We start from the raw sequence: 24730 nt of genomic DNA on the forward strand, positions 1-24730 counted from the left end.
AGGATTTGTTAGTCTAACACAAACATATCAAATGATGCATTAAATTCTAATGAACCGCCGTATACCGAACGGTACGTACGGTGGTATGAGAGGTCGGTAGATAAAATAATTATCTACCTCCTACTCGATTAAGCGTGTTATATTTGATTATGCAGTCAATCTTATTCTTATTTTATTCTTTTATTTCAAACCAATCAGGTGTTTTTTCAATTGAATTCCAAAGGTTTTTAGGTATATGAAGCTATTTTAGTTTTGAAATTTTGAGTTTTGTTGCAATTTCATTTTCTTTATCATTTGCTACTAGCTCAGTCCAGTTAGGATTTATAATTAATGTTTTACCTAATGCGATTAAAGGAATAGTATCTTTTACAATTTTAAGAATGGATTCAAGTGTTATTTTTTCATCTTTACTGTCTACAGGTTTTGCGGAAAGAATATTTTCTAATGAAGCATGTATATAATCTAAGTCAAGTTTAATTAACCGAATTCATCTTTTATTATAGTATGGAGAGAAGCAGTTTTGAAACCGCTTTATTACCTACATCATAAACTCTTTCATTGTAGTAGTTTAATTAATCATCAGAAATAGTTCTATATTCGTTACTTGACCAAGTTGTCATAGATGCCATTACTAATCTGTTTCTAGTAGTAATTCTACATGGGAATTTAAAAGTTTCAAATAAATTATTATACTTCGAATTCATTCTTTTGACTCCTCTTTTGAATATTTGCATTATTTTTTATTACTTCTAACCTCATGTATTATTATTTCTTCTTCGATAATGTTTTTATTTCTGTTTATTTATCATAGTTGCTAAAATTGCAAATTGAGTTTGTTGATATTTTGTAGATTTTAATCCAATAAATAGAAAAAAAGTAATAAAAATATAAAGTGTAAAAAAATATAGACGATATTCATATAGAGAGGAGAATGATAATATGAACAATAAAGAGACAATGCTTAAGTTGATTAATTTATTAAAGGGAAATGGGAGAAAGATTTTTGCAATTATTATTTTTTTGCTTATTTCTTCACTAATAGCTATAATTTCTCCATTAATTAATAGGGGCATTATGGACGATGGTTTTTTAAGCAATAACAAAAATGTTGTGATTTTTTATTCTATTCTTGCATTAGTATTAGTAATTATAGATAATTCGATAGAGTTGTGGAAAGAAAATGTGAGAGCAACTTTAAAGGCAGAAATTACATATAATCTTTTTAATAAGTCATTTCATAAATTAAGAAGGATAAATCTTTCAGAACTTAATAAAACAAATAATACTGAACTTTTAAACAATATACATAATGATATTTCTAATATATCAATGGTGGCTGATGGAGTTTTTTTTATTACCATAACACAAATATTTAATATAATAGGAGGAATTATAGGGTTATGTATAATTAGCTGGAAATTAACCATATTAGTTATATGCTTTATTCCTATAAAGTTTTTTGTTGCAAGGAAATTAACAAAAGAAAGAAATCAAATGGCAAATCACTATATGACAGGATATTCTAAATTTGCAAGGTGGTTTGGAGATACTTTAGGTGGGATAAAAGAAGTAAGGATATTTGGATTATTTAATAAAAAAATAGGAGAATTTAATGATATGCAAGGCAATGTCATTAAGCTAGAAAAGAAAATGACTATGCAAAATTCTTTTAACCTTGTATTTGATCGTACATTACAATCTTTTATTACAACTATATTATATATTATTGGTGCTAATATGGTATTTGACTTGAACTTAACTGTTGGAAGTATAGTTTCTTTTATTTCTTATTCTATTTATTGTATAAGTCCTATATCAGCAGTGCTTAATTTAGGACTAGTTCTATCAAATATACTTCCTTCAACAAGAAGATATTATGAGTTTCTACAAATGGATTCAGAAGAGGAAGAAAATAAAAGTACGGTTTCTTTAACAGAAGAGATGATGAATAATCCACAAATTAATTTTCAAAATATATTCTTTTCATATGATGGTGAAAGAGATATTTTAAAGGATATAAGTTTTCAGATAAATCCAGGAGAAAAAGTAGCATTAATAGGGTTAAATGGATCAGGAAAGTCTACTATAATTACCTTGTTTATGAGATTTTATAGAGCATATAGTGGAAAGGTTCTTCTCAATGGAATGGATATTAATAAAATAAATATTGATGATTATAGAAAAAATGTATCTATAGTTTCTCAGGATAGTTATTTATTTAATGATACTATTAAAAATAATGTTTGCCTTTATAAAAACATTAAAGACGAAAAGTTTCAACAAATTTTAAAAGATTGTAATTTATATGAGTTTTATGAAAAACTTGATGAAGATTATAAAATAGGAGAAAACGGACGTTTACTATCAGGGGGACAAAGGCAGAAAATACTTATAGCTAGAGCTTTGGCTACTGAGAATAATATAATAATATTAGACGAAGCAACCTCCAATATTGATATAGATACAGAAAGGCAGATTAATGAATTGATTATGACAAAACTTGCAGATAAAACTATAATAATAATTAGTCATAAACCAAATGTGTTAAAATATATGGATAAAATAATAGTTCTAAAGGATGGAGAAATTAATGCTATTGGAGATCATGATGAACTTTTGAAAGAAAGTAAGGTTTATAATGATATATTAAATAATAGATAAATTTACAAAGTTACTATAGGAAAGAAAATTATATTTAAATACAATTGGCAAATTTGTGATTTTAATATATACTATTTAGTAGATAGGTTTCAAAAAAAGAGAGGTATTTTTGTGAGTGTTTAGTATCTAAAATAGTTAATTAAATATTAATTCTAAAAATGGTGGAGTATACCATTTATTTGTTGTGGAATTAATTATTACTATTAAAGATACAAGTCCACGAATTTACTTTATAAGGATAATACAATTATCTCTATTAATTGTTGAATTTTAAGCTGTGGAAGTATCCATAGCTTTTTTATTATACAAAAAAGAAATCTATCAAGATTTCGTAGGCTTGTAGTGTAATAAAGATATAAGGATGGTTTAATAGAATGAATAAAGAAACATTAGAAAAATTACATTACTACGAATTAAAAGAAATAATAAAAGGATATTGTGTTAGCGGACTGGGAAAAAGATTAATCGATAAGCTAGAGCCTAGTACTAATATAAAGATTATAAATAAAAGATTAAATGAAACATCAGAGGGAAGAAGATTACTAGATGCATCTTATATTATACCACTAGAAGGCATTTCTAATATTTTACTTCTTATAGAAAGTATGGAGAAGGGAGCTTCCTTGGATCCCAATGAATTAATTACTATATCTGATTTTTTAAGAGGATGTAGAAAGGTTAAGCAATTTATGAAGGATAAAGATGGATATGCACCTACATTAAGTTTTTATGGAGAAAATATTTCTGATTTAAGTTATTTAGAAGATGAAATAAATCAATCTATCACAGGCAGTATGGTAGACTCTAATGCTAGCAAAGAACTTAAAAAAATAAGAAGGCAAATTGATATATGCGAAAATAAAATAAAGGAAAAATTAGATAGATTCCTTAAAAATGGCGAAAACAAAGAGTGTATTCAAGAGTTTTTTATTAGTCAGAGAAATGGAAAATATACAATTCCTATAAAATCAGCTTATAAAAATAAAATTCAAGGGACTGTTATTGAAACATCATCAAAGGGAACAACTGTGTTTATAGAGCCAGAAGTTATTGGGAGATATACAAGTGAGTTGTCTATATTAAAAGCAGAAGAGGATGTTGAAGAATATAGAATATTATCTACTCTAACAGATATGCTTTTTGAAAGAATAAAGGATTTAAAGATGAATCTTGAGGTTATATCTGAATATGACATGATTTGTGCTAAAGCTAAATATAGTAAAGCAATAAATGGGATAAAACCTAAAATAAATAATCGTGGATATATAAAGATTATTAAAGGAAAATATCCTCTTATAAATAATAGTGTTCCATTAGATTTTGAGATTGGTGAAAATTATAGAGGTTTAATAATAACTGGACCAAATGCTGGGGGAAAAACTATAGTATTAAAGACAGTTGGACTATTTACTTTAGCAGTACAGTCGGGATTCCATATAGGAGCTGTAGAAGGAACCGAGTTTTCAGTATTTCAAAAGATATTTGTTGATATTGGTGATAATCAAAGTGTTGAAAATGCCTTAAGTACATTTTCGTCCCATATAAAAAATCTAGCTGAAATAATTAGGAAAAGTACAAAGTCAACATTGCTATTATTTGATGAAATTGGCAGTGGAACAGAACCAAATGAAGGATCAGCTTTGGCTATAGCAATATTGGAAGAGTTATATCATAAGGGCTGTATTACTGTAGCAACTACTCATTATGGAGAAATAAAAAATTTCTCCAATGAACATCCAGATTTTGAAAATGCAGCTATGGAATTTGAAATAGAAACTTTAGAGCCATTATATAAACTTAGTTTAGGAAAAGTTGGAGATAGTAATGCATTGTATATTTCTAAGAAGATGGGATTATATAATTCAATTATAGAAAGAGCAAGAATATATATGGATACTAAAAATTACAATTACAGTTTATTAGAAGAGAGTAAGGTTATAAAAGACAAGGATGAAGAAATAGAAGAAGAGTTTTTAGAATATTCTATAGGTGATAGAATTATTCTTTTAGAAAATAATGAATCAGCAATTGTATATAAAGAAAGAGATAAGTTAAACAATATTATTGTATTATACAATAAGGAATTTATTCAGGTTAATTGTAAAAGAATAAAATTAGAAATAAAGGCAAGTGAACTTTATCCAGAAGGTTATGATATGAATCAGCTCTTTATAGATTTTAAAGAAAGAAAACTGGCAAATGACATTGCTAGAGGGTCTAAAAAAGCATTAAAAAAAATAAAAAAGAATAGTAAATTATAATAAGTATTGATTTTAGTTATAAAAATTTAAATTATATGTATTAGAAAAAGCTGAAGCATTTGCTACAGCTTTTTTATTTTAGATACAAAGATGTTGTTTACGATGCTATTAAGGTATTTTACGTAATAATTATGGACAAAAATTAGAAAGTGAAATAAAATTCTTATGGAAGTTTGTGTTATATTTAGTCAACAATGTACAATTAACAACTGGTAAATATCTATTGAATATCAAATTGTCAAAATATATTGATGGGAGGAACAATTAAATAAACAAATGAGATAATTATTGTATCAATAGATATATAGACTTCAGATATTTAATTCAAGTGATATGAAAACGATTGCTGAAGAACTAATGAAATTGTGAGGAAATAAATATGAAGTTAAGAAAAAGTTTGAGTTTTATTGTAGTTTGTTCTATGATGATGTCAGTATTTGGTAGTGTTGTGAGTGCTAAAACGTCAGATATTAAAAAGATAGTTGTTTCAAAAGATGGAGGCGGTGATTATACTACAGTTCAAGAAGCTATTAATGCGGTTCCTGATAATAATACTTCTTGGTATATAATAAATATTAGAAATGGTGTTTATAAAGAAGTAATCAGAGTGCCTGAGAATAAAAAGTTTATTAGTTTAATTGGAGAAAATGCAGAAAAAACTGTATTGACATATGATAACTGCAATAGTGTTTCAGGGACAACAGAGGATTGTACCAGTACATTTTTAGAAGGTGATGATTTTTTTGCTAAAAATATCACATTTGAAAATTCATTTGATTATAATAATTCACAACTAAAAAACAAACAAGCTGTAGCTTGCGAGCCTATGGGAGACAGGCAGGTATTTGTTAATTGTCGATTTACAGGTTATCAAGATACTCTCTATGTAAGAAAAGGCAGACAATATTTTCAAGATTGTTATATAACTGGACATACTGATTTTATATTTGGTTCTTCAACAGCTGTATTTAAAAATTGTGAAATAAATTCAAAATATAAAGAAGGTGCAAGTGTAACAGCACCAAGTACATTAACAGAGAGCAAGATTGGACTTGTATTTCTTGATTGTAAATTAACAAGTGATCCTAATCAACCAGCTAATTCTGTATACCTAGGACGCCCATGGCATCCAAGTTATGTAAAGGATCCAGTATGCTCAAGTGCTACTTTTATACGTTGTGATTTAGGAGAACATATTAATATTAATGGCTGGACAAAAATGAAAAATGTAGATCCAAGTACAGAAAGACTTAGTGAATATAAAAATTTTGGACGAGGGGCTGTAATTAATTCGTTTAGACCACAACTAACGAAATTAGAGGCAAAGCAGTATAAAATTAAAAATATACTAAAGGAAAATGATTCGTGGAATCCTGAGAAAGTAATCTTATCTGCGGAGAAATGAAGGATATAGTATATAGTATATAGTATATGGTTATAAGGAGTTGTATAAGAATGACTTTGCAATTATTCTAATTACAACTCCTTTTTTACACAAGCAGGTTCCATAATATTGGTTTTTGTATATAATATGATAAAACTTGATTAAATTGTAAAAAAATATTATAATGAAATTGTGAAAATACTAGTATTTACACTAATTCCAAAATATATCAAGTGTTTTTGATTGGATTTTTAGAAGAAAATTAGGGATTAATGTACATTAAAGTCAAGATAATTAAAATATAATTAAGGATGATGTATATGCGTAAAAAAATAATAATTTCAACTATTTTACTTGTTTTTGCACTAAATTATGTTGGACAACCTGTGTATGCAAGTGAAAAGATGAGCACACAAAATGATGATTCAACTTTATATTCAGTTTCCAAATCATTTAATACTGGATGGGTGATTATTGGAGGAAATACTTACTATTTTAACAGTAATGGAGTTATGCAAGTAGGTCTTAAGGTGATTAGCGGAAAGCAGTATTATTTTGATACTAATGGAATTATGCAAACGGGTTGGCAAATTGTATCCAACAGAAAGTACTATTTTACAGCAGATGGATCAGCACAAACTGGTTTTTTTGCAATAGGATATGATACTTATTATGGTAATTACCTTGGGCAAATAGCAGTTGGTTTACAAACTATTAACGGAAAGCGTTACTATTTTGATGCTAATGGAGTTATGCAAACAGGCTGGCAGGTAGTAGGAAGTAGTAAATATTACTTCAAAGCAGATGGATCGGCACAACTAGGTTTTTTTACAATAGGAGGGGATACCTACTATGGTAATTCTTTTGGACAAATAGCAGTTGGTTTACAAACTATTAATGGAAAGCGTTACTATTTTAATGCCAATGGAGTTAAGCAAACAGGTTGGCAAGTTGTAGCCAACAGAAAGTATTATTTCACAGCAGATGGATCAGCACAAATAGGCTTTTTTACAATGGGAGGGGATACCTACTATGGTAATTACCTTGGACAAATAGCAGTTGGTTTACAAACTATTAATGGAAAGCGTTACTATTTTGATGCTAATGGAGTTATGCAAACAGGCTGGCAAGTAGTAGGAAGTAGTACATACTATTTCACAGCAAATGGATCAGCACAAATAGGTTTCTTTACACTAGACTATAATACTTATTATAGTAATTCCTTTGGTCAATTAGTAAAAGGAATACAAGTTATTAATGGAAAACGTTATTATTTTAATGATAATGGAATAATGCAAACAGGTTGGCAAACTATAGGAAGAAACACGTGTTATTTTATGGCAGATGGTTCTGCTGCGACAGGATGGGTAACAATTGGTGGTATTTCTTATCATTTTGGACCTACAGGTATAATACTTAAAAATTAGATATTAAGTTTTTTCTATAAGCTAAGTTACTAACTAAAGGTTTATAGTATATAAATAATGAGCTGTTGCATTTGAATTGCTCTAAGGTAAGTAGAAAGTTCCAATTATGAAGTTAATGTCTGATTTCAATATTCAGTTGGAGTCAGACTTTTTTTTACTTTTCTGTGACCTCATTGTAATTTAATAAAAAAATAAAAATATAATATGTATTGTACAATTGTTGTAATTGGCTATGGAGTTATTTTATCTATATGCTAATACAATCCTCTATAGCATAAGCTTCCAATGATGGACTAGAAGAGGAAAATATTTTTATAATAAGAGAGGAGAATTTAATGGATAATTTAAAAATTAAAATGAAAGAAAAAATAGGGTATGCATCAGGGGATTTGGCAAGTAATTTAATATATCAAACTATTTCAATTTACTTATTATTTTTCTATACAAATGTTTTTGGGCTTTCTGCAGCGCAAGCAGGGGTGATGTTTTTAGTAGTAAGGTTTATAGATGCAATTAATGATCCAATCATAGGAACTTTAGTTGATAAAACAAATACTAGATTTGGACGGTTTAGACCATATCTATTATATGGAGCAGCTCCTTTTGCTGTTTTAGCTTTTCTTTGTTTCACTACTCCTAATTTTTCAGAAACAGGTAAACTAATTTATGCATATGTCACTTATGTAGGACTTTCAATTACGTATACCTGTATTAATGTTCCTTACGGGGCATTAACATCAGCTATTACAGATGATAATCAAGAAGTTGTTAGCTTGACATCTGTAAGAATGTTTTTTGCTAATTTAGGTGGGGTAATTGTTTCATATTTTGTTCCAGTACTTTCAGGATATTTTTCAAAGTCTTTTGGACTTTCAGGTGGTTGGCAAATAACAATGGGTATTTTAGGGATAGCAGGTGCAATTTTATTGTTATTCTGTTTTTCAAGCACTAAAGAGAGAGTGAAAAGTGTTAATCAGGATCATAAAATTAAGTTTTCAGATCTTTTTGAACAATTTAAAACTAATAGACCTCTTGTAGTGTTAAGTATCTTCTTTGTATTGATATTTGGTATTAATTCAATTAATAGTTCAATAGGAATATATTATGTTACTTATAATGTTGGACGACCTGATTTAGTACAATGGTATACAGTATTAGGTTCACTTCCTGCATTTATATGTATACCACTAATTCCTAAAATTAATAAAAAGATTGGAAAAAAAGCATTATTAAATATTTCACTTGCCATAACAGTAATTGGCACATTATCTCTTTTAATTATACCAACTGATATGGTTGGATTAATATTAATTTCACGTGTTATTACAGCAATAGGTTCTTTAACTGCTGGTGCATTTATGTGGGCATTGATTCCTGAGACTATTGAATATGGCGAATACGTTACAGGAAAACGTTTAAGTGGTTTGATTTATGCTATTATTGGATTTTTCTTTAAATGTGGAATGGCATTAGGGGGAGCAGTACCAGGAATTATATTAGGAAACTTTGGATATGTAGCAAATCAAGCCCAGTCATCACATGCATTAACAGGCATACTAATAACTGCAACAATCGTTCCGGCAATACTTATGGTATTAGCTTTAATAGATATTAATTTCTATAATTTAGATGATAAAAAATATAAAGAAATTGCAGCTAATTTAAAAGAAAGAGCTGAATTAAACATAGAAGGGAAGAATTTATAAGTATGATTAAAAATCCAATTTTAAAGGGATTCAATCCTGATCCAAGTATTTGCCGTGTTGACACAGATTATTATATTGCAACTTCAACATTTGAATGGTTTCCAGGGGTTCAGATACATCATTCTAAAGACCTTGTTAATTGGCATCTTATTACACATCCGCTAAAGACAACATCACTTCTTGATATGAAGGGAAATCCTAATTCTGGAGGGATATGGGCACCAGATTTAAGTTACCATGACGGAAAGTTTTGGCTAATATATACAGATGTAAAAGTAACAGATGGTATATGGAAAGATTGTCATAATTATTTAACTACATGTGAAAGCATTGATGGAGAGTGGAGTGAGCGCATTACTCTAAATGGATCAGGATTTGATGCATCTTTATTTCATGATGACGATGGAAAAAAGTATCTTGTAAATATGTATTGGGATCAAAGAATTTATCATCATAATTTTTATGGTATAGCTTTGCAGGAATACTCTGAAGATGAAAAGAAATTAATTGGTAAACCTAAAATCATATATAAGGGAACTGATATTAAGTATACAGAAGGACCTCATCTATATCATATTGGGGATTATTATTATCTTTTTACTGCAGAAGGTGGTACAACTTATGAACATTCAGAAACTGTTGCTCGTGCAAAAAATATAGAAGGACCATATGAGGTAGATCCTGATTATCCATTGTTAACTTCTTGGCACGATCCTAGAAATCCATTGCAAAAATGTGGTCATGCATCCCTCCTTCATACACATACTGATGAATGGTATTTAGCTCATTTAGTGGGCAGACCACTGCCCGTAGGAAATCAACCAGTCCTTGAACAAAGGGGATATTGCCCACTTGGACGTGAAACTTCTATACAAAGAATAGAATGGGTAAATGGCTGGCCAAAAGTTGTTGGAGGCAAACAAGGGTTAGTTAATGTTGAAGCACCTAAGATTCCAGAGGTAAAGTGGGAAAAAACTTATAAGGAAAAAGATGATTTTGATAGTGAGAGTTTAAATATTAACTTTCAATCACTACGTATTCCACTTACAGAAGATATAGCATCGTTAAAGGCAAGAAAAGGGAATTTAAGATTATATGGTAAAGAATCTTTAACTTCTACATTTACACAAGCATTTGTAGCAAGAAGATGGCAGTCATTTAAGTTTGATGCATCTACAAGTGTATCCTTTGATCCAGATACCTTTCAACAGGCTGCAGGGTTAACATGTTATTATAATACAGAAAATTGGTCTACTATACATGTTACATGGAATGAGGATAAAGGAAAAGTAATTGATATTGTTTCTTGTGACAATTTTAATTTTGATATGCCTCTTAAAAATGAAGTTATACCAATTCCAAGTTATGTTGAGTATGTGCATTTTAAAGTTGAAGTGCGTGTTCAAGGTTATGAATATTTTTACTCCTTTGATGGAATTGATTGGGTAAAGATACCTGTTACTTTTGAATCTAGAAAATTGTCTGATGATTATATAAGAGGGGGAGGATTTTTTACAGGAGCCTTTGTGGGAATGAATTGTATTGATATCACTGGAAGTAATAAAGCAGCTGATTTTGATTATTTTTGCTATAAAGAATTATAACAGTTAGACTTAAAAATGAAAATCACTAGCATAGTAATACTAAGCTAGTGATTTTTTTCATGTAATGGAACTAAAAATGATATAGTTATCTGTAACAAATGCCAATCATTTAAGTTATATTAACTAGGTACATAATTACTATAAGGAATACGAATGGTAACTCCGCTATCATCAAATTTATATGTTGTTCCATCAAGTGGATTTTTGTTTAAAGCTAAATTCATTCCAGTAATGTAAATAGCTTCAGCCATAGCGTGAGCATCTTGAATAATAGTACCTGTCATAAATCCTTTTTTAACAAGTTCTCTAGCTTCAGGGACAGCATCAACACCAACAATTGGTATTGTTCTTTCTTTATTTCCATTGTTATAGCCAAGCCTTTGTAGTATTTCAATGGCACCTATTGCCATGGTATCATTGGTTGAAATTATGGCTTCAATTTTATTGCCAAATCGTAAAAAGAGTAACTCCATTAATTTTTTAGCTTCCTCTTTATTGTTCCAATCACTATAAGCTGAATCAAGTTCCATAATATTTATCCCTGAATTTTTTATTGTAAGAACTGAATACTTAGCTCTGGCAATTGCTTCTAAATTATCTTTTTGTCCTTTAAACATGATATATTGCATTATATTGTCTTTGTTTTTGTCAATAATTGATTTCTTTTTATTCCATTCATCAATAAGGATTTCTCCTTCTAGGATACCTGCTTGCTCTAAAACAGTTCCTACAAATATAGCCTTGTAATAAGATTTAATAGGGTTTCTATTAGGTGGTTCTCTACTAAATAAAACTATAGGAATATTATGTTGTTTCACTTTATTAATTACTTCTTGTGAAGCATTTAGGTCAACTAGTTCTACTAATAAAAGTTTGAAATTTTCATTTTGTAATATTTTATCAAGAATTTTATTTTGTGTATCTTGTTTTTCGTTAGAAGAAAAAAATTGAAATTCAACTTTTCCTTCAGTTTCCTTTTGAATGTTTTTTAAATTATTAACGACTTCACATATAAATAGACCATTAATGTCATATACTATTACTGCTACCTTGCAAGGATTTATCCTCAATTTAGATTTGCCAAGTTTCATTTTGACACAAGTTTTTTGCAGAGTAAGCCAATTACTTGTCCATGTCATATTCTCATATCTCCTAATTTAATTAATAGATTAAATTAACAATTATTTTTAATATTATGCATTTATTTGGTATAGTGTTACACTATTATCTAAAGTTTTAAACAATAATTTATAGAATTTTTGAAAGAAGAATTATTTGAACCTCTTGGTATTAGAAAGACAGGATTTTTGATAAATTCGCAAAAAGAAGACGTCTTGTAAAAAACTATGCAGATGATATAAAAAGTTATGGCTGTAGTTATATAAACTGCAGCCATAATTCCTATTTATTCAAAATATCCATAGCTTCATCTCTATAAGAATCCATAATATAAGGGATCTTAGTAACTTTTGTACATTCTTCAGTAAGACTCATAAGGTCTTTTCTAGATAAAGAAGGAAGATTGAAACATCTTGTTCCGGCCATAAGTTGTTGTAGCCCGACTTTTATTTTATCAGAATAACTATAAATACCAATAGCTCCAAGAGGAATGTTTTCTATTTCTTTAGATCCTACTAAATTCTTAACTTTTTCATAGCAAACAAAAATTTCTTCAGGAGTTTTACCAAATTCACTAATTGTTTTAGGAAGATCATTAGATTTTAGCCATTTATCTATATTTTTACCTACCATACCAGGGATCATAAGAGCCCTTCCCATACAAACTGCTTTCACAAAAGGTGAGCCTAGAGCTAGTGCTTTAAATACTCCATCTTCAGAAGAAAAACCTCCAGCAAAAGCAACGTCGGGAACCTTTTCTCCTTTGTCTTCCAAAATTTTTAAGAATTCATAGGCTGCTGAATGTAGGTAAATAGATGGCATACCCCATTCTTCCATCATTCTCCAAGGACTCATTCCAGTTCCACCAGAAGCACCGTCTATAGTTAATAAATCAATATTAGCTTTAGAAGACCACTTTATTGCCATTGCAAGTTCAGGAAGTCCATAAGCACCAGTCTTTAGAGTTATTCTTTTAAAACCTAGTTTTCTAAGTCTTCGAATTTCTGCCATAAATTCATCTTCACTAATAAATCCAAGACGACTATGTCTTTCAAATTCTTTGATTGAACCATCTTTAAAAGCTGCTTGATTAATTGGATCAGAAGGATCAGGGGTTACTATATATCCTCTTTTTTGCAATTCTAAAGCTCGTTCAAGACTATTAACCTTAATTTCGCCCCCTATACATTTTGCGCCCTGACCCCATTTTAATTCGATTGTTTCTATACCATGTTTTTCTATAATATATTCGGCAACTCCAAGTCTTGTATCTTCAACGTTCATTTGTATAAGAAGTTCTCCAAATCCTTTATGATATCTCTTGTAAACTTCTATTCGTCTATCCATTTCAGGTGAAAATTTTACTTTATTATTGCTATCTAGTACAAGTCCGGGATCAATACCACAAACATTTTCTCCACATACAATAGTTACTCCAGAGATTGCAGCCCCTATAGCAAAGTGTTCCCAGTTCTTTCTAGCAATTTCAGTTGATCCAAGTGCTCCTGTAAAAATAGGGACACTCATTTTTACTTTTTTATCCCAGCCATATTCTGTTTCAGTATTAACTGTAGGGAAAAGAGCATTATCAGAATTTGCCACAGCATCATTTGTAAGACCTTTTCCACCTAGTGCATAACCATGTATGTTTAAATGTGAATAATCTACAGGATAATCTTTATCTCCTCCAGCAGTTATTTCTCCAAAAGGACCTGGATAGATAAGTTCTCTGCCACGAAAAGTAGATTTAAATACCTCACAATTTCCACGACATCCATCAATACATCTTGAGCATAATCCACTTGAAGGAACTACATTTCTTGAACGATTAAAAGTTCTTGTACAGTCATTTGAATTTGGTTGATCTAAATTCATTAATAGCCTCCTATAAAAATCAATTTAATTTTAAATCTATTTAATAAATAGATTTATAAATAAATTATATGAATCACTTAATAAAGTTAAGCAAAATATGGTTAAAAATTTAAAAAATTAAGTGTTTTGATAAAGTGGAGTTCTGAGGATTGTGTTATTAATGATTTAAAGTTAGTAAATCTTTGAGAAATTTTAGTAAAGTGACCACTATTATTACATTTTAATATCATATTTATGTGGAAAGTATGGAGAGCAGTGGTATCCAATAATATCTAAATGTTGTATGGTTAATTTCATTTGTGTATATTATCAATCACTTTTTTTAATCTTTCCAGAGCTTCAATTAAAGGTTTTGTTGGACATGCTAAATTCATACGCTCATATCCATTTCCCTCTTTTCCAAATAAATATCCCTCATCAAAGAATAGTTGAGATTTATGCATTAATTTTTCTAGTTCATTTATGGTTAAACCAAGCCCATTAAAGTCCATCCATTGTAAGTAAGTTCCTTGAAGGTCGAATACTTTAATAATTGGAATATTTTCTTCGATGTATTCCTTTAATTTTGCATGATTATTGTAAACTAATTTTATTAATTCATCTAACCAATTTTCACATTCCGTATATGCAATTTCACAAGCTTTATATCCTAAAATATTAAGGCCAAAGAATCCATTCGATTCTACTTCTTTTAAATACGTATTTCTAATTTTTTTATTTGGAATTATAATATTGGATGTTTGAAGCCCTGCCAAATTAAATGTTTTGCTAGGTGCAGTGCATACAATCATATTGTTTGCCAAATCTTCAGAAATTGAAGCAAATACAGTATGTTTAAAGCTTGGCATAATAAGATCAAAATGTATTTCATCAGAAATAATAAAAATATCATTTTTTAAACAAATTTCACCTATCTTTTCTAATTCAGCTTTATTCCATACTCTCCCGGTTGGATTGTGAGGGCTACAGAATAGTAGTATCTTATTATTTGATTCTTGAGCCTTCTTCTCTAGGTCATCAAAGTCGATTTCATAAGTTAATCCCTTTGTAATTAGTGCGCTAGTAACTAGTTTTCTATTATTTTTTCTTACTGCTCCATAAAAAGGATAGTAAGCTGGGGTTAAAACTATAACCCCTTCCCCTGGGGCAGAGAAAGCTTTAACTGCTGAGTAGAATGCTCCTACAACACCTGGAGAGCCAACTATCCATTCAGGACTTATTTCCCATCCGTGTCTTTTTTTCATCCAATTACATACTGAATTTAAATAGTTATCTGTAGTTTTTGTATAACCTAAAATAGTAGAATCAAGATGTTTTTTTAATCCTTCTATTATTTCAGGTGGGTTCTTAAGTTCCATATCTGCAACAGAAAATGGAATTATTTCAGCGGAAACGTTTGGAGTCCATTCCTTCATTTGTTCCCATTTTGCTGATCCTGTATTTTTTCTATCAACTATAGTTTCAAAATCGTACATAGTATTTCTCCTTTCATAAATGCTATTTTTTCCAGTGTAGCACAATAAGTTTTTGCTATCAATTAAAGTAAAAAAAGTGAAAAATTCATGTGGAAATAGAAGGGGAGAAAGTATAACCGTATAAAATGAATAAAAAATAGAAATATTGACAAAAATAAAATCCTATGATAACCTTGTCATACAAGGAAATACACAGTATTGTTATATGGTAAAATGCTAATACTCTTTGTGGTATTGTATTTTAGATTTTAATAAAAAATATTATTTTAATAGGATTGTTACTGGTAATGCAGGCTAGACCTAAGAAATATAAAATGAGAGTTCTCTTTATATTTCTTAGGTATTTTTTATATAAATTAATATTATATTTAGGAAATACTAAGTATAATAAACGAAATGCATTAATAATATATGAAGTTTAGGAGGAATAATTATGTCAATTAAATTTCCAGAAGGATTTTTATGGGGAGGAGCTACAGCTGCTAATCAATTTGAAGGTGCGTATAATGAGGATGGAAAAGGATTATCAACTCAGGATATAGCTCCAAAGGGGATAATGGGACCGTTAACTAATGAGCCAACAAAAGATAATATGAAACTCATTGGAATAGATTTCTACCACAAATACAAAGAAGATATTAAATTATTTGCTGAAATGGGATTTAAGACTTTTAGATTATCAATTGCATGGTCAAGAATATTTCCAAATGGTGATGATAAAGAACCAAATGAGAAAGGGTTAGAATTTTATGATAAGGTGTTTGATGAATTAGCTAAGTATGGAATTGAACCATTAGTAACAATTTCACATTATGAAACACCACTTGCACTTGCTAAAAATTATGACGGGTGGGTTAATAGAAAGTTAATAGGATTTTTTGAAAACTATGTAAGAACTATATTTACTAGATATAAACATAAGGTAAAATATTGGCTAACTTTCAATGAAATAAACTCTGCAATTCATGCACCATACATGAGTGCAGGTATTTGGACACCAAAGGAAAAATTAAGTAAGCAAGATTTATATCAAGCTATGCATCATGAATTAGTTGCAAGTGCATTGGCAGTTAAAATTGGACATGAAATAAACTCAGAATTCAAAATAGGATGTATGATCCTTGGAGTACCGAATTATCCATTAACTTCAATGCCAAGTGATGTGATTAAGGCGATGCAACAAGATCGGGAAAATCTTTTCTTTGCAGATATTCATGCAAGAGGAGAATATCCAAGATATATGAATAGATTTTTTAAAGAAAATAATATAGAAATAAAAATGGAACCAGGAGATAAAGAAATATTAAAAAATACAGTAGACTTTATTTCATTTAGTTATTATATGAGTGCTTGTGCTACTTCAGATCCAGAAAAGAATAAAAAAGGACCTGGAAACATTCTATCAGGAGTACCAAATCCATACCTAGAAGCTTCTGAATGGGGATGGCAAATAGATCCAGAGGGGTTAAGGTATATTCTTAATTTATTATATGATAGATATCAAAAACCATTATTTATAGTTGAAAATGGGTTAGGTGCTGTTGATGAACTTATCACTGATGAAAATGGTAATAAGACTGTAATTGATGATTATAGAATTAAATATCTAAATGATCACTTAGTTCAAGTTGCTGAAGCTATTGAAGATGGAGTTGAACTTATGGGATATACTACATGGGGATGTATAGACTTAGTAAGTGCATCAACTGCAGAACTTAAAAAGAGATATGGCTTTATATATGTAGATAGAAATGATGATGGAAGTGGAACTTTAGAGAGATATAAGAAAAAGAGCTTTAATTGGTATAAAGCAGTTATAGCTACAAATGGAACAAGTTTAAAAAAATAAATATAAAATCTTTAAATATATAAAGGTAGTCTATATGATATGCTCTCTTTATAGTAGACAGTTAAAATAATAAAACTGTTACTATAAAGGGAGTGTTTTGTTATGGAAAAGAGGCTAGAGTGCAAGTTATATTGAAGAATAAGCTTTTTTTATCTAACTAATTGAGTTATTGAGGAGAAACTTACATAACAATTACTAAAAGTCAATTTATAGAATAGCTGGATTTTCATAAAGTATAACAAAAAATACTCGAAAATAATAAATATGAAGAAAAATGTACCATTATGTAAATATTATGGTAATGATGCCGTTTAAGTATGTAAGAGATAAGAGATTAATAGTCAAAGGAGTGAAGATATATTGAAAGATTATATTGGAGTAGGATATGGTGATGATATACAAAAATCAATAGAAGAGGCTACAGCTGGACTTAATGATTCAAAAATAATATTTGTTTTTGCAGAAGCTAGTAAATTTAAAGAAGTAGTAGGATTAGTAGGGCAAAAGTATCCAAGTGCAATAGTTATAGGTACAACAGGTTATAGCTTTGCAAATAGAAATATAGTAAAAGATAATGTTGTAGTATGGGCAATGAAAAGTGGAGTAGAAGTGGAAGCTGGTGTTTTGCAAAGCGTAAAAACATTTCCAATAAAAGATATTAAGCCGTTAGAAGATAGTGTTAAAAGAATTGATGCTGGGAATGATAATACAGTTTGTATGGAATTTTGTACTGGGTCAGAAGAAAAAATAGTATCTACACTTAGTTCAGCAATAAGCAAAAAGAATATACCTCTAATTGGCGGAACTGCTCAAGGAGCTGATAGGGATGGAGTTAAATGTGTATCATTAAATGGAGAAATATACAATGATGCTTGTGTATATGTACTAATTAAAAATACAGATGGGAAAGTGAAAGTATATAGTGAAAATATATATAAGGTTAAAAGTGAAAATTTTGTTGCGACTAAAGTAGATGTAGAAAATAGAAGAATTTTAGAACTTAATAGAAAGAGTGCAGCAAAGGTGTATTGCGAAACTTTAGGTATTACAAAAGATGAAATATCTAATTATGTACTTACAAATCCTTTAGCAAGAGTAATAGGAAAGGAAGAATTTTTAACAGCTATTAAATTGGTAGGGGAAAATGGCGACTTAAGCTGTTTTAAAAGAATTAATCAGAATGATGTTTTGAATATATTAGAGCTAATAGATTATAAAGAAGCAATAAATAATACATTAAAAAGAATAAAAGATGATTTTTCTAATATATCAAGTATATTTTCAGTAAATTGTATATATAGATTTATGTTATTTGAAAGCAGAAATTTTACTGGTGAATATGCGCAAATGATGAGCTCGATTGGACAACATATAGGCATTATCGGGGAAGGGGAACAATATAATAAGCAACACGTAAATCAAACAATGGTATGTGTTGTTTTTGAATAGAGGAGAGATGATGAAATGGGTTTATTTGGACGTAAAAAAATAATTGAAAATAATGTAATTAATGATAATACTAAAACAAAAAATAGTGATTTAAGTGAAAAAATGTATCCACTTAAATATTCTGTGAACTATTTAAATAATAGAACAAATGATTTAATTAAAGAGGAAAGTGGTACAAGCAATGAATTAAAAAGAATTGAAGAATCATTTGTAGAAGTAAAAAGCAAGGCTCAAGAAGTAAATACATCTATATCAAACTTTAGAGGACATTTTAATGATATAAAAAATGTTTCAGATGAATTTAATGATAGAATGAATAATATATTGAGGTGCGTAGATGATGCACAAAAGAAGGTTGTAGATTTAAAGGGTAGTTCTAAATCGGTAGAAGATAGTTTTCTGATTATTGAGAAGACCTTTGAGCAATTTCAAAAATCCTATGTAATGATTAAGGAATATACAACAAGTATTATAGATATAGCGGATCAAACTAATCTTTTAGCCCTAAATGCGTCTATAGAAGCAGCAAGAGCAGGAGAGCAAGGAAAAGGATTTGCTGTTGTTGCGGAAGAGGTAAAAGAATTATCTGGAAAGATTAAAGAATTAGTTAATGGCGTAAATACAAGCATGGGAAATGTGGAGCAGGATACTAATAAGCTTAATATATCACTTAAAGATTCAAAGAATGCACTAAGTGAAAGTTATAAGAGTGTAAATAATACAGAAGAAATTTTTGAAGAAATAAAAGTTAATGTAGATGGAGTTAGTGATATTAATGGAAAGATATCTACAGTAATTAATGAGTCAAATATAGAAATACAAAATATAAATGATAATATGAATAATTCTATTAAATATTATGATAGAGTAACAGATGATATTGATAACTTAAATACTCAAATTACTAATAAGGGTATAATTTTTGAAGATATCACAAACTTCTTAGAGCAAATGAATCCGTTAATTGATCATATAGTTGAAAAGAATAAATAAAAATTTATTTTAGAAAAAACAACTACTTCTTGTAACAATTTATTATCTTGATTGTTGACAAGAAGAAGTCGTTTTTATTCAGTTTACACAAATCTATCTACATTCCCCAAAGCTTTTATTATGGAATTTTAAATTACTTTTATTTATTTTAATTTTATTCTTATTACAGACACTGAATTTTTATCAGCGTTATAATCAAAATTATTTGAAATGTAGGATAATTTTTTAGTCTTTATAGATATATTTTCAGGATTTTCAAATGAGTTAGTAGCACTTGTATTTTCACCAGTTATATATTCTACACTAGCTTTTGAAGAAATATTTTGACTTCCACTTATATTAATTTTGATTTTCTTGTCTTTATCTGCTACATTCACAACCTTAACTATTAAGTCATTTGAACTTGAATCGTAGCTAGTAGACGTGTATACGTCAGTACCTCTTCCTTCTTGAGTAAATTCATTAGTCAATTGTCCATTAACATAACAGCTTACTTTATTTCCATTAATAACTACCTTTATTTTATAATTTTCTCCAGTATTTATAGTTGCATATTTGGCATCAGCTTCACTTACAGTTGATTTTGATCCATTTACTATCTTTTCTACAGCAGTTTTAGTATTATTCCATCCACCCAAGTTATACCAATAGTAGTTTGAAGAGTCTTCTGCTCCAAATCCAACCAAGAAACCTTCTTTACCACCTAGTTTTTTTGCATCTACTTCAAAAGTATAATTGCTCCAGTTATTACTATTAGTTATTACCTTGCAATTATCAGCTATTTGATCTAATTCTAATTTTCCATCTTTGAGAGACCAATTTCCACTTACTTTATTCCATTTGCCATTATCGATGTCAAAGTTATCACTAAATATCTCTTCTCCAGTATTATTATTTGTTACTTTTACATTATCGTATTGAACTTGTGTTGACCATCCACCAAGGAGTATTCCTCCTTTAATATCATTATTTTTTGGTATAGTTGGTTTTATAAGATCTCCTTTAAGAATTTGAGTTCCTAAATTAGTACTAAATAATTTTTGTACATAATAATTTGGTGTAGCATAGTTTGTACTACCATTAAACCAAATCATATTAGGAGACCATTGATAATCATCTGATTTTGCAAATAATGGTGCATAAGATGCCATTTTTACTATATCTGAATTTCGTTCAAGGCCTGTTAAATAAGCACCTTCAGCAAGTGCAGATCTTAAAGTGTTACTTTGGGAAGCGTATTCACCAAGGAATACTTTTTGGTTATTTCGATCATATTTATCATATCTATTAGTATTATTCAAAAACCAATCAGGATCCATATAATAATGTTCATCTACTACAGTGTTAGGTACTTTTGCCTTTATCCAATTCCAATTATCATCAAATAATGAACCAGATGATGAAGGACCGGCCGAGGATATTAATGTTATGCCTGGACATTTTTTATTTAGTACCTTTTGAAATTCTTCAAATCTTTTATGATATTCATTTCCCCATTGTTCATTACCTATAGCCAAATATTTTAAGTTAAAAGGTTTCCTGTGACCCGCTTCAACTCTCTTTTTACCCCAAGTGGTTGTTTCATCTCCATTAGCGTATTCAACTAAGTCAACAGCATTTTGTATAAATGAATTAAGATCGCCACCTATATCTCCCATGTAATTAGGAACTCCATTAACACCTCTAGCCTGACATGTCATACCACAGTTTAGAACTGGAACGGGAATAGTATTAATGTCTTCACATAATTGGAAATACTCAAAAAAACCAAGACCAAATGATTGATTATATCCCCATATATTAGGAATTTCTTTTCTTTCTTCTACATTCCCAATAGTATTTTTCCAATTATACATTTCCTCTTTTTTATTACCCTCAATAACACATCCACCTGGGAATCGTAAAAATTTAGGCTTTAAATCTTTAAGTCTTTGAACTAAATCTTTCCTTAAGCCATATTTCTTATTTTTCCAAGTATCTTGTGGAAATAGAGAAACCATATCTAAATCTATTTTGCTTTCATCCCTTATTGAAACTGTAAACTTAGCATTAGAAGTGCTTTTTTTGGCTCTTAAATGACCTTCAAATTTAGTCCACTTATTATTTATTTTGTTAATTTTTTTGCTTTCGGAAATGATATTTCCATTTTCGTCTTCTATTTGAACAGTTAATGATTTACCATTTTCAACATTACGAGCCCAAAAGGAAAAATCATATTTATCTCCATCTTTAACAGTTATGCCTTTATAACCATCATTGGATATTTTTAAGTTATCACCATCAGTTGTAGAAATTAATTCTATATAACTTGGATTATTGCTATTTAAAGGATTGTCTTTGCATACTTTAGCAGATGAATTGTTTGAACCTTGTTGTTCAATTTGCCAAGAATCTAAGGGGTTTTTAAACTCAAAGGAACGATTTTCTATAAGTTCTGCATATAATCCTCCGTCTGCACCGTGATTTATGTCCTCAAAAAATAATCCAGTTAACATATCACTTTCATTGAATAATTTTTCATCAGTATTTACATTTAAGATATATGCATCATTAGTTTCAGTATCTTTTGCTGATACACTTGTGTATCCAGAAGCACTACTAGATGTGAAGATAATTGTAATAAAAATTGTAATAAATTTATGTTTCATAATTCTCCCCCTAACTATAGTATCTTTGTATGCGGAATTTTATTTTTGTTATTTATTTTTAAATCTTAAAGTTATCTTTTTTACCTCCTTTGTTACAATTTTAAAAAATAAAAATCCTACATATTCATGCTTACAAATTTTGGAACATACAACGACATTCTATACCTTTTATTTGTAAAAGTAAACAGGTTTTCACCAGTTTGTAATTATGATTTTGAAATAAAACTATTTATTTATACGTACAAATCGTATACTGGATATACCAATGATGAGGCTGTTGTGCTTAAATTTACCTGTATTTTAGTATATAAGTTTATTTTATATAAAATTAAGGTTATATTAAAAGAGAATATAAATTTACTATAATTATTTACAAAATGTAATAAACTATAAGGATAAGGGAGGCGATAGATATGAACAATTTAGAGAAGAAAACTAAAAGATTTGAAACAGTATTAACTTTAGCTCTAAAAATACCAGGCATTAGAGTGAATAGAAAGGATTTTTTAGAAAAAGAGTTAAACGGTTATATTTCTCAGGAAAGAATAAATAAAGCTATTAAGCTTAATACAATAGAGGCTAGCATTAATTTAAAAGTATTAAATAAAATAGCTGATAATGTAATTAATAAAAGAACAAATCAAACCGCAGGAGCCTCTTTTATAGCAGGATTACCAGGTGGGTTTGGTATTACGGCAGCTATTCCAGCAGATGTTTTACAGTACTTTGGAGTAGCACTTAAAATAGCACAAGAATTGGCATACTTGTATGGTTTTGAAGATCTGTGGAAAGATAATAATATTGATGATGAAAAAGTTAAAAATGAGCTAATACTTTTTCTAGGAGCTATGTTTGGGGTTGGTGGTGCAACTACTGCTGTAAGGTTGATTTCAAATAGTATGGCAAAGCAAGTATTTAGAAAATTGCAAGAAAAGGCATTAGCTAAAACTATTTATTATTCTATAATAAAGAAGATAAGTATTGCAATAGGTATAACTATGACAAAGGACACATTTGCTAAAGGAGTATCAAAAGCAATTCCTATTTTAGGAGGCATAATATCTGGTGGAGTAACATATATGTCTATGAAACCAATGGGAAAGCGACTTAAAGATGTATTATCAAGTTCCTTTGGTGAAAAATATACAATAGAGAATTTAGAAAGAAATATTATTGAATTGGAAAAAGAAACTGGTGAAGTTATAGAAAAAAAGTATAAAGATGAAATAAAAGAATTAGCTATTGAAGAAGAGGGGGTGGAAAAAGATGGAAATATACATAGTGCAAGAAATTTTGATTTAGCAGATGAACTCTTCAAATTAAAGAATGTGTTTGATGAAGGAATAGTAACTGAAGAGGAATTTGAAGAGATAAAGAGAAATATTATTCATAGAAGTATGAAAGAAAATTAATAACACTTCATACTATATTTTTAAACTGTTATTACACTACTTGGTCTTGTAATAACAGTTCTTTTATTATTTCATGGATTTCATACCAATTGCAAACGCGGATGATATTTTTATTTATAGGTTTTCTATTATAGTTTGTGTCAATTAGCAGCACTTTAAAACCTGCATTTGAAAGTTCCATTGCGTTATCATAGCTATCTTCAATAAATATATGGCAGTTTAAATTCTTTGCAGTATCAACTTTATAAGAATTACCTAACACAAATAAATCGTCATAAGGAATTTTATTTTTTATTAAATATCTAATGGTAAGTAGAGTGAGACTTTTATCTCTTGCTGTGACAAAATAGATATTATTATCTAAGTTAAGTTTGGTTATAACTGATTTAGCATCATTTCTAAGTTTCTCAGTTGAATGTAAATTGAATTTATACTTTTCATAAAATTGGGAGTATTCCTCTTCCGTAACACCAACTACCTTGTGTATACAATATTCAGTTGCCTGCTCTTTAGTAATATTAGTATTAAAATATTCATTACAAAGATCAAGCCAGTAGTAAGCATCTGTTATGGTTCCATCAATATCAATACAAATGTTTAAGTTCTTCATTCATTTTCACCTCTCTTTTATTATCATAGTATCATTTATAAGTTAAAAATAAATTAAGCAATGATTATATTTTGTAGACATTTTTCTATGAATTTATTGTTTTGTGGATTATAGAGTATTTAGATAGTAACTTGATAGATGAATACAATGCTATATATAAGGGTTAAATAAGATTTAAGAAAATTTTACCTAAAAGGAATAAAATTGTATAAAAGAATGAAAAATGCAGTTGTATTTTGTATAAGTTAACAATATAA

At 29.0% G+C, this 24730-nt stretch carries 17 protein-coding genes; 11 read left to right on the top strand and 6 right to left on the bottom strand.

Translation table 11 applies throughout. The features are described from left to right. The first annotated feature begins 260 nt into the window (after positions 1–260). Complete coding sequence (locus tag FAY47_RS20645) at positions 261–461, top strand: hypothetical protein (RefSeq protein WP_207706244.1); 201 nt, start codon at positions 261–263, stop codon at positions 459–461. Positions 462–572: 111 nt separating this feature from the next. Here FAY47_RS20645 and FAY47_RS21200 read toward each other — a convergent pair whose 3' ends face one another. Continuing rightward, positions 573–704: a hypothetical protein gene (locus tag FAY47_RS21200; protein WP_279232070.1), complete on the bottom strand. Its 132-nt coding sequence runs from the start codon at positions 702–704 to the stop codon at positions 573–575. A gap of 235 nt (positions 705–939) precedes the next feature. On the opposite strand from FAY47_RS21200, the gene FAY47_RS14610 reads away from it, so the two are divergent. The 6 genes from FAY47_RS14610 to FAY47_RS14635 all read left to right on the top strand — a co-directional run bounded on the left by FAY47_RS14610 (position 940) and on the right by FAY47_RS14635 (position 11043). Further along, the gene (locus FAY47_RS14610; protein WP_143317645.1) at positions 940–2661 is read left to right on the top strand and encodes an ABC transporter ATP-binding protein; all 1722 of its coding nucleotides are present in this window, start codon (positions 940–942) and stop codon (positions 2659–2661) included. Positions 2662–3035: 374 nt separating this feature from the next. Next, a complete protein-coding gene (locus FAY47_RS14615) occupies positions 3036–4922 on the top strand; it encodes an endonuclease MutS2 (RefSeq protein ID WP_143317646.1) in 1887 nt (628 codons plus the stop codon). A gap of 379 nt (positions 4923–5301) precedes the next feature. Further along, on the top strand, positions 5302–6327 hold the full coding sequence (locus FAY47_RS14620) for a pectinesterase family protein (protein WP_143317647.1): 1026 nt from the start codon (positions 5302–5304) through the stop codon (positions 6325–6327). Between the two features lie 299 nt (positions 6328–6626). Beyond that, positions 6627–7733 carry a hypothetical protein gene (locus tag FAY47_RS14625; RefSeq protein ID WP_185966846.1) on the top strand — a complete coding sequence of 369 codons (1107 nt, stop codon included), beginning with the start codon at positions 6627–6629 and terminating at the stop codon, positions 7731–7733. 335 nt (positions 7734–8068) lie between these two features. After that, positions 8069–9439, top strand: coding sequence for an MFS transporter (locus FAY47_RS14630; RefSeq protein ID WP_143317649.1), 1371 nt, complete (start codon positions 8069–8071; stop codon positions 9437–9439). Between the two features lie 2 nt (positions 9440–9441). Continuing rightward, on the top strand, positions 9442–11043 hold the full coding sequence (locus tag FAY47_RS14635; protein ID WP_143317650.1) for a glycoside hydrolase family 43 protein: 1602 nt from the start codon (positions 9442–9444) through the stop codon (positions 11041–11043). Between the two features lie 119 nt (positions 11044–11162). Here FAY47_RS14635 and FAY47_RS14640 read toward each other — a convergent pair whose 3' ends face one another. From FAY47_RS14640 to FAY47_RS14650, 3 genes are all read right to left on the bottom strand, one after another. Next, positions 11163–12182 (bottom strand): galactose ABC transporter substrate-binding protein, encoded by a 1020-nt coding sequence (locus tag FAY47_RS14640; protein ID WP_143317651.1) that lies wholly within the window; start codon positions 12180–12182, stop codon positions 11163–11165. A 262-nt stretch (positions 12183–12444) separates the two neighbouring features. Then, complete coding sequence (locus tag FAY47_RS14645) at positions 12445–14037, bottom strand: FMN-binding glutamate synthase family protein (RefSeq protein ID WP_143317652.1); 1593 nt, start codon at positions 14035–14037, stop codon at positions 12445–12447. Positions 14038–14330: 293 nt separating this feature from the next. Further along, entirely contained in the window at positions 14331–15512 is a 1182-nt protein-coding gene (locus FAY47_RS14650) for a MalY/PatB family protein (RefSeq protein ID WP_143317653.1), read from the bottom strand. 433 nt (positions 15513–15945) lie between these two features. On the opposite strand from FAY47_RS14650, the gene FAY47_RS14655 reads away from it, so the two are divergent. From FAY47_RS14655 to FAY47_RS14665, 3 genes are all read left to right on the top strand, one after another. Beyond that, positions 15946–17361, top strand: coding sequence for a glycoside hydrolase family 1 protein (locus tag FAY47_RS14655; RefSeq protein WP_143317654.1), 1416 nt, complete (start codon positions 15946–15948; stop codon positions 17359–17361). 360 nt (positions 17362–17721) lie between these two features. Next, the gene (locus tag FAY47_RS14660) at positions 17722–18810 is read left to right on the top strand and encodes an FIST N-terminal domain-containing protein (protein ID WP_143317655.1); all 1089 of its coding nucleotides are present in this window, start codon (positions 17722–17724) and stop codon (positions 18808–18810) included. A gap of 15 nt (positions 18811–18825) precedes the next feature. Continuing rightward, complete coding sequence (locus FAY47_RS14665; protein WP_143317656.1) at positions 18826–19803, top strand: methyl-accepting chemotaxis protein; 978 nt, start codon at positions 18826–18828, stop codon at positions 19801–19803. A 143-nt stretch (positions 19804–19946) separates the two neighbouring features. Here the strand turns inward: FAY47_RS14665 and FAY47_RS14670 are convergent, their stop codons facing one another. Then, positions 19947–22451 carry an alpha-L-arabinofuranosidase C-terminal domain-containing protein gene (locus tag FAY47_RS14670; RefSeq protein WP_143317657.1) on the bottom strand — a complete coding sequence of 835 codons (2505 nt, stop codon included), beginning with the start codon at positions 22449–22451 and terminating at the stop codon, positions 19947–19949. 413 nt (positions 22452–22864) lie between these two features. Between FAY47_RS14670 and FAY47_RS14675 the strand changes: the two genes are divergently transcribed. Beyond that, entirely contained in the window at positions 22865–23863 is a 999-nt protein-coding gene (locus tag FAY47_RS14675; protein WP_143317658.1) for a bacteriochlorophyll 4-vinyl reductase, read from the top strand. A 31-nt stretch (positions 23864–23894) separates the two neighbouring features. Here the strand turns inward: FAY47_RS14675 and FAY47_RS14680 are convergent, their stop codons facing one another. Then, entirely contained in the window at positions 23895–24473 is a 579-nt protein-coding gene (locus FAY47_RS14680; RefSeq protein WP_143317659.1) for a hypothetical protein, read from the bottom strand. Between the last annotated feature and the right edge of the window lie 257 nt (positions 24474–24730).

This window comes from Clostridium sp. HBUAS56017, assembly GCF_007115085.1.
GTDB lineage: Bacteria > Bacillota > Clostridia > Clostridiales > Clostridiaceae > Clostridium > Clostridium cibarium.

Coding starts and splice junctions, on each gene's coding strand:
- FAY47_RS14630 (WP_143317649.1), top strand. CDS start 8,069: ATGGATAATTTAAAAATTAAAATGAAAGAAAAAATAGGGTATGCATCA.
- FAY47_RS14610 (WP_143317645.1), top strand. CDS start 940: ATGAACAATAAAGAGACAATGCTTAAGTTGATTAATTTATTAAAGGGA.
- FAY47_RS14655 (WP_143317654.1), top strand. CDS start 15,946: ATGTCAATTAAATTTCCAGAAGGATTTTTATGGGGAGGAGCTACAGCT.
- FAY47_RS14635 (WP_143317650.1), top strand. CDS start 9,442: ATGATTAAAAATCCAATTTTAAAGGGATTCAATCCTGATCCAAGTATT.
- FAY47_RS14675 (WP_143317658.1), top strand. CDS start 22,865: ATGAACAATTTAGAGAAGAAAACTAAAAGATTTGAAACAGTATTAACT.
- FAY47_RS14620 (WP_143317647.1), top strand. CDS start 5,302: ATGAAGTTAAGAAAAAGTTTGAGTTTTATTGTAGTTTGTTCTATGATG.
- FAY47_RS14670 (WP_143317657.1), bottom strand. CDS start 22,451: ATGAAACATAAATTTATTACAATTTTTATTACAATTATCTTCACATCT.
- FAY47_RS14625 (WP_185966846.1), top strand. CDS start 6,627: ATGCGTAAAAAAATAATAATTTCAACTATTTTACTTGTTTTTGCACTA.
- FAY47_RS14615 (WP_143317646.1), top strand. CDS start 3,036: ATGAATAAAGAAACATTAGAAAAATTACATTACTACGAATTAAAAGAA.
- FAY47_RS14640 (WP_143317651.1), bottom strand. CDS start 12,182: ATGACATGGACAAGTAATTGGCTTACTCTGCAAAAAACTTGTGTCAAA.
- FAY47_RS14650 (WP_143317653.1), bottom strand. CDS start 15,512: ATGTACGATTTTGAAACTATAGTTGATAGAAAAAATACAGGATCAGCA.
- FAY47_RS21200 (WP_279232070.1), bottom strand. CDS start 704: ATGAATTCGAAGTATAATAATTTATTTGAAACTTTTAAATTCCCATGT.
- FAY47_RS14665 (WP_143317656.1), top strand. CDS start 18,826: ATGGGTTTATTTGGACGTAAAAAAATAATTGAAAATAATGTAATTAAT.
- FAY47_RS14680 (WP_143317659.1), bottom strand. CDS start 24,473: ATGAAGAACTTAAACATTTGTATTGATATTGATGGAACCATAACAGAT.
- FAY47_RS14645 (WP_143317652.1), bottom strand. CDS start 14,037: ATGAATTTAGATCAACCAAATTCAAATGACTGTACAAGAACTTTTAAT.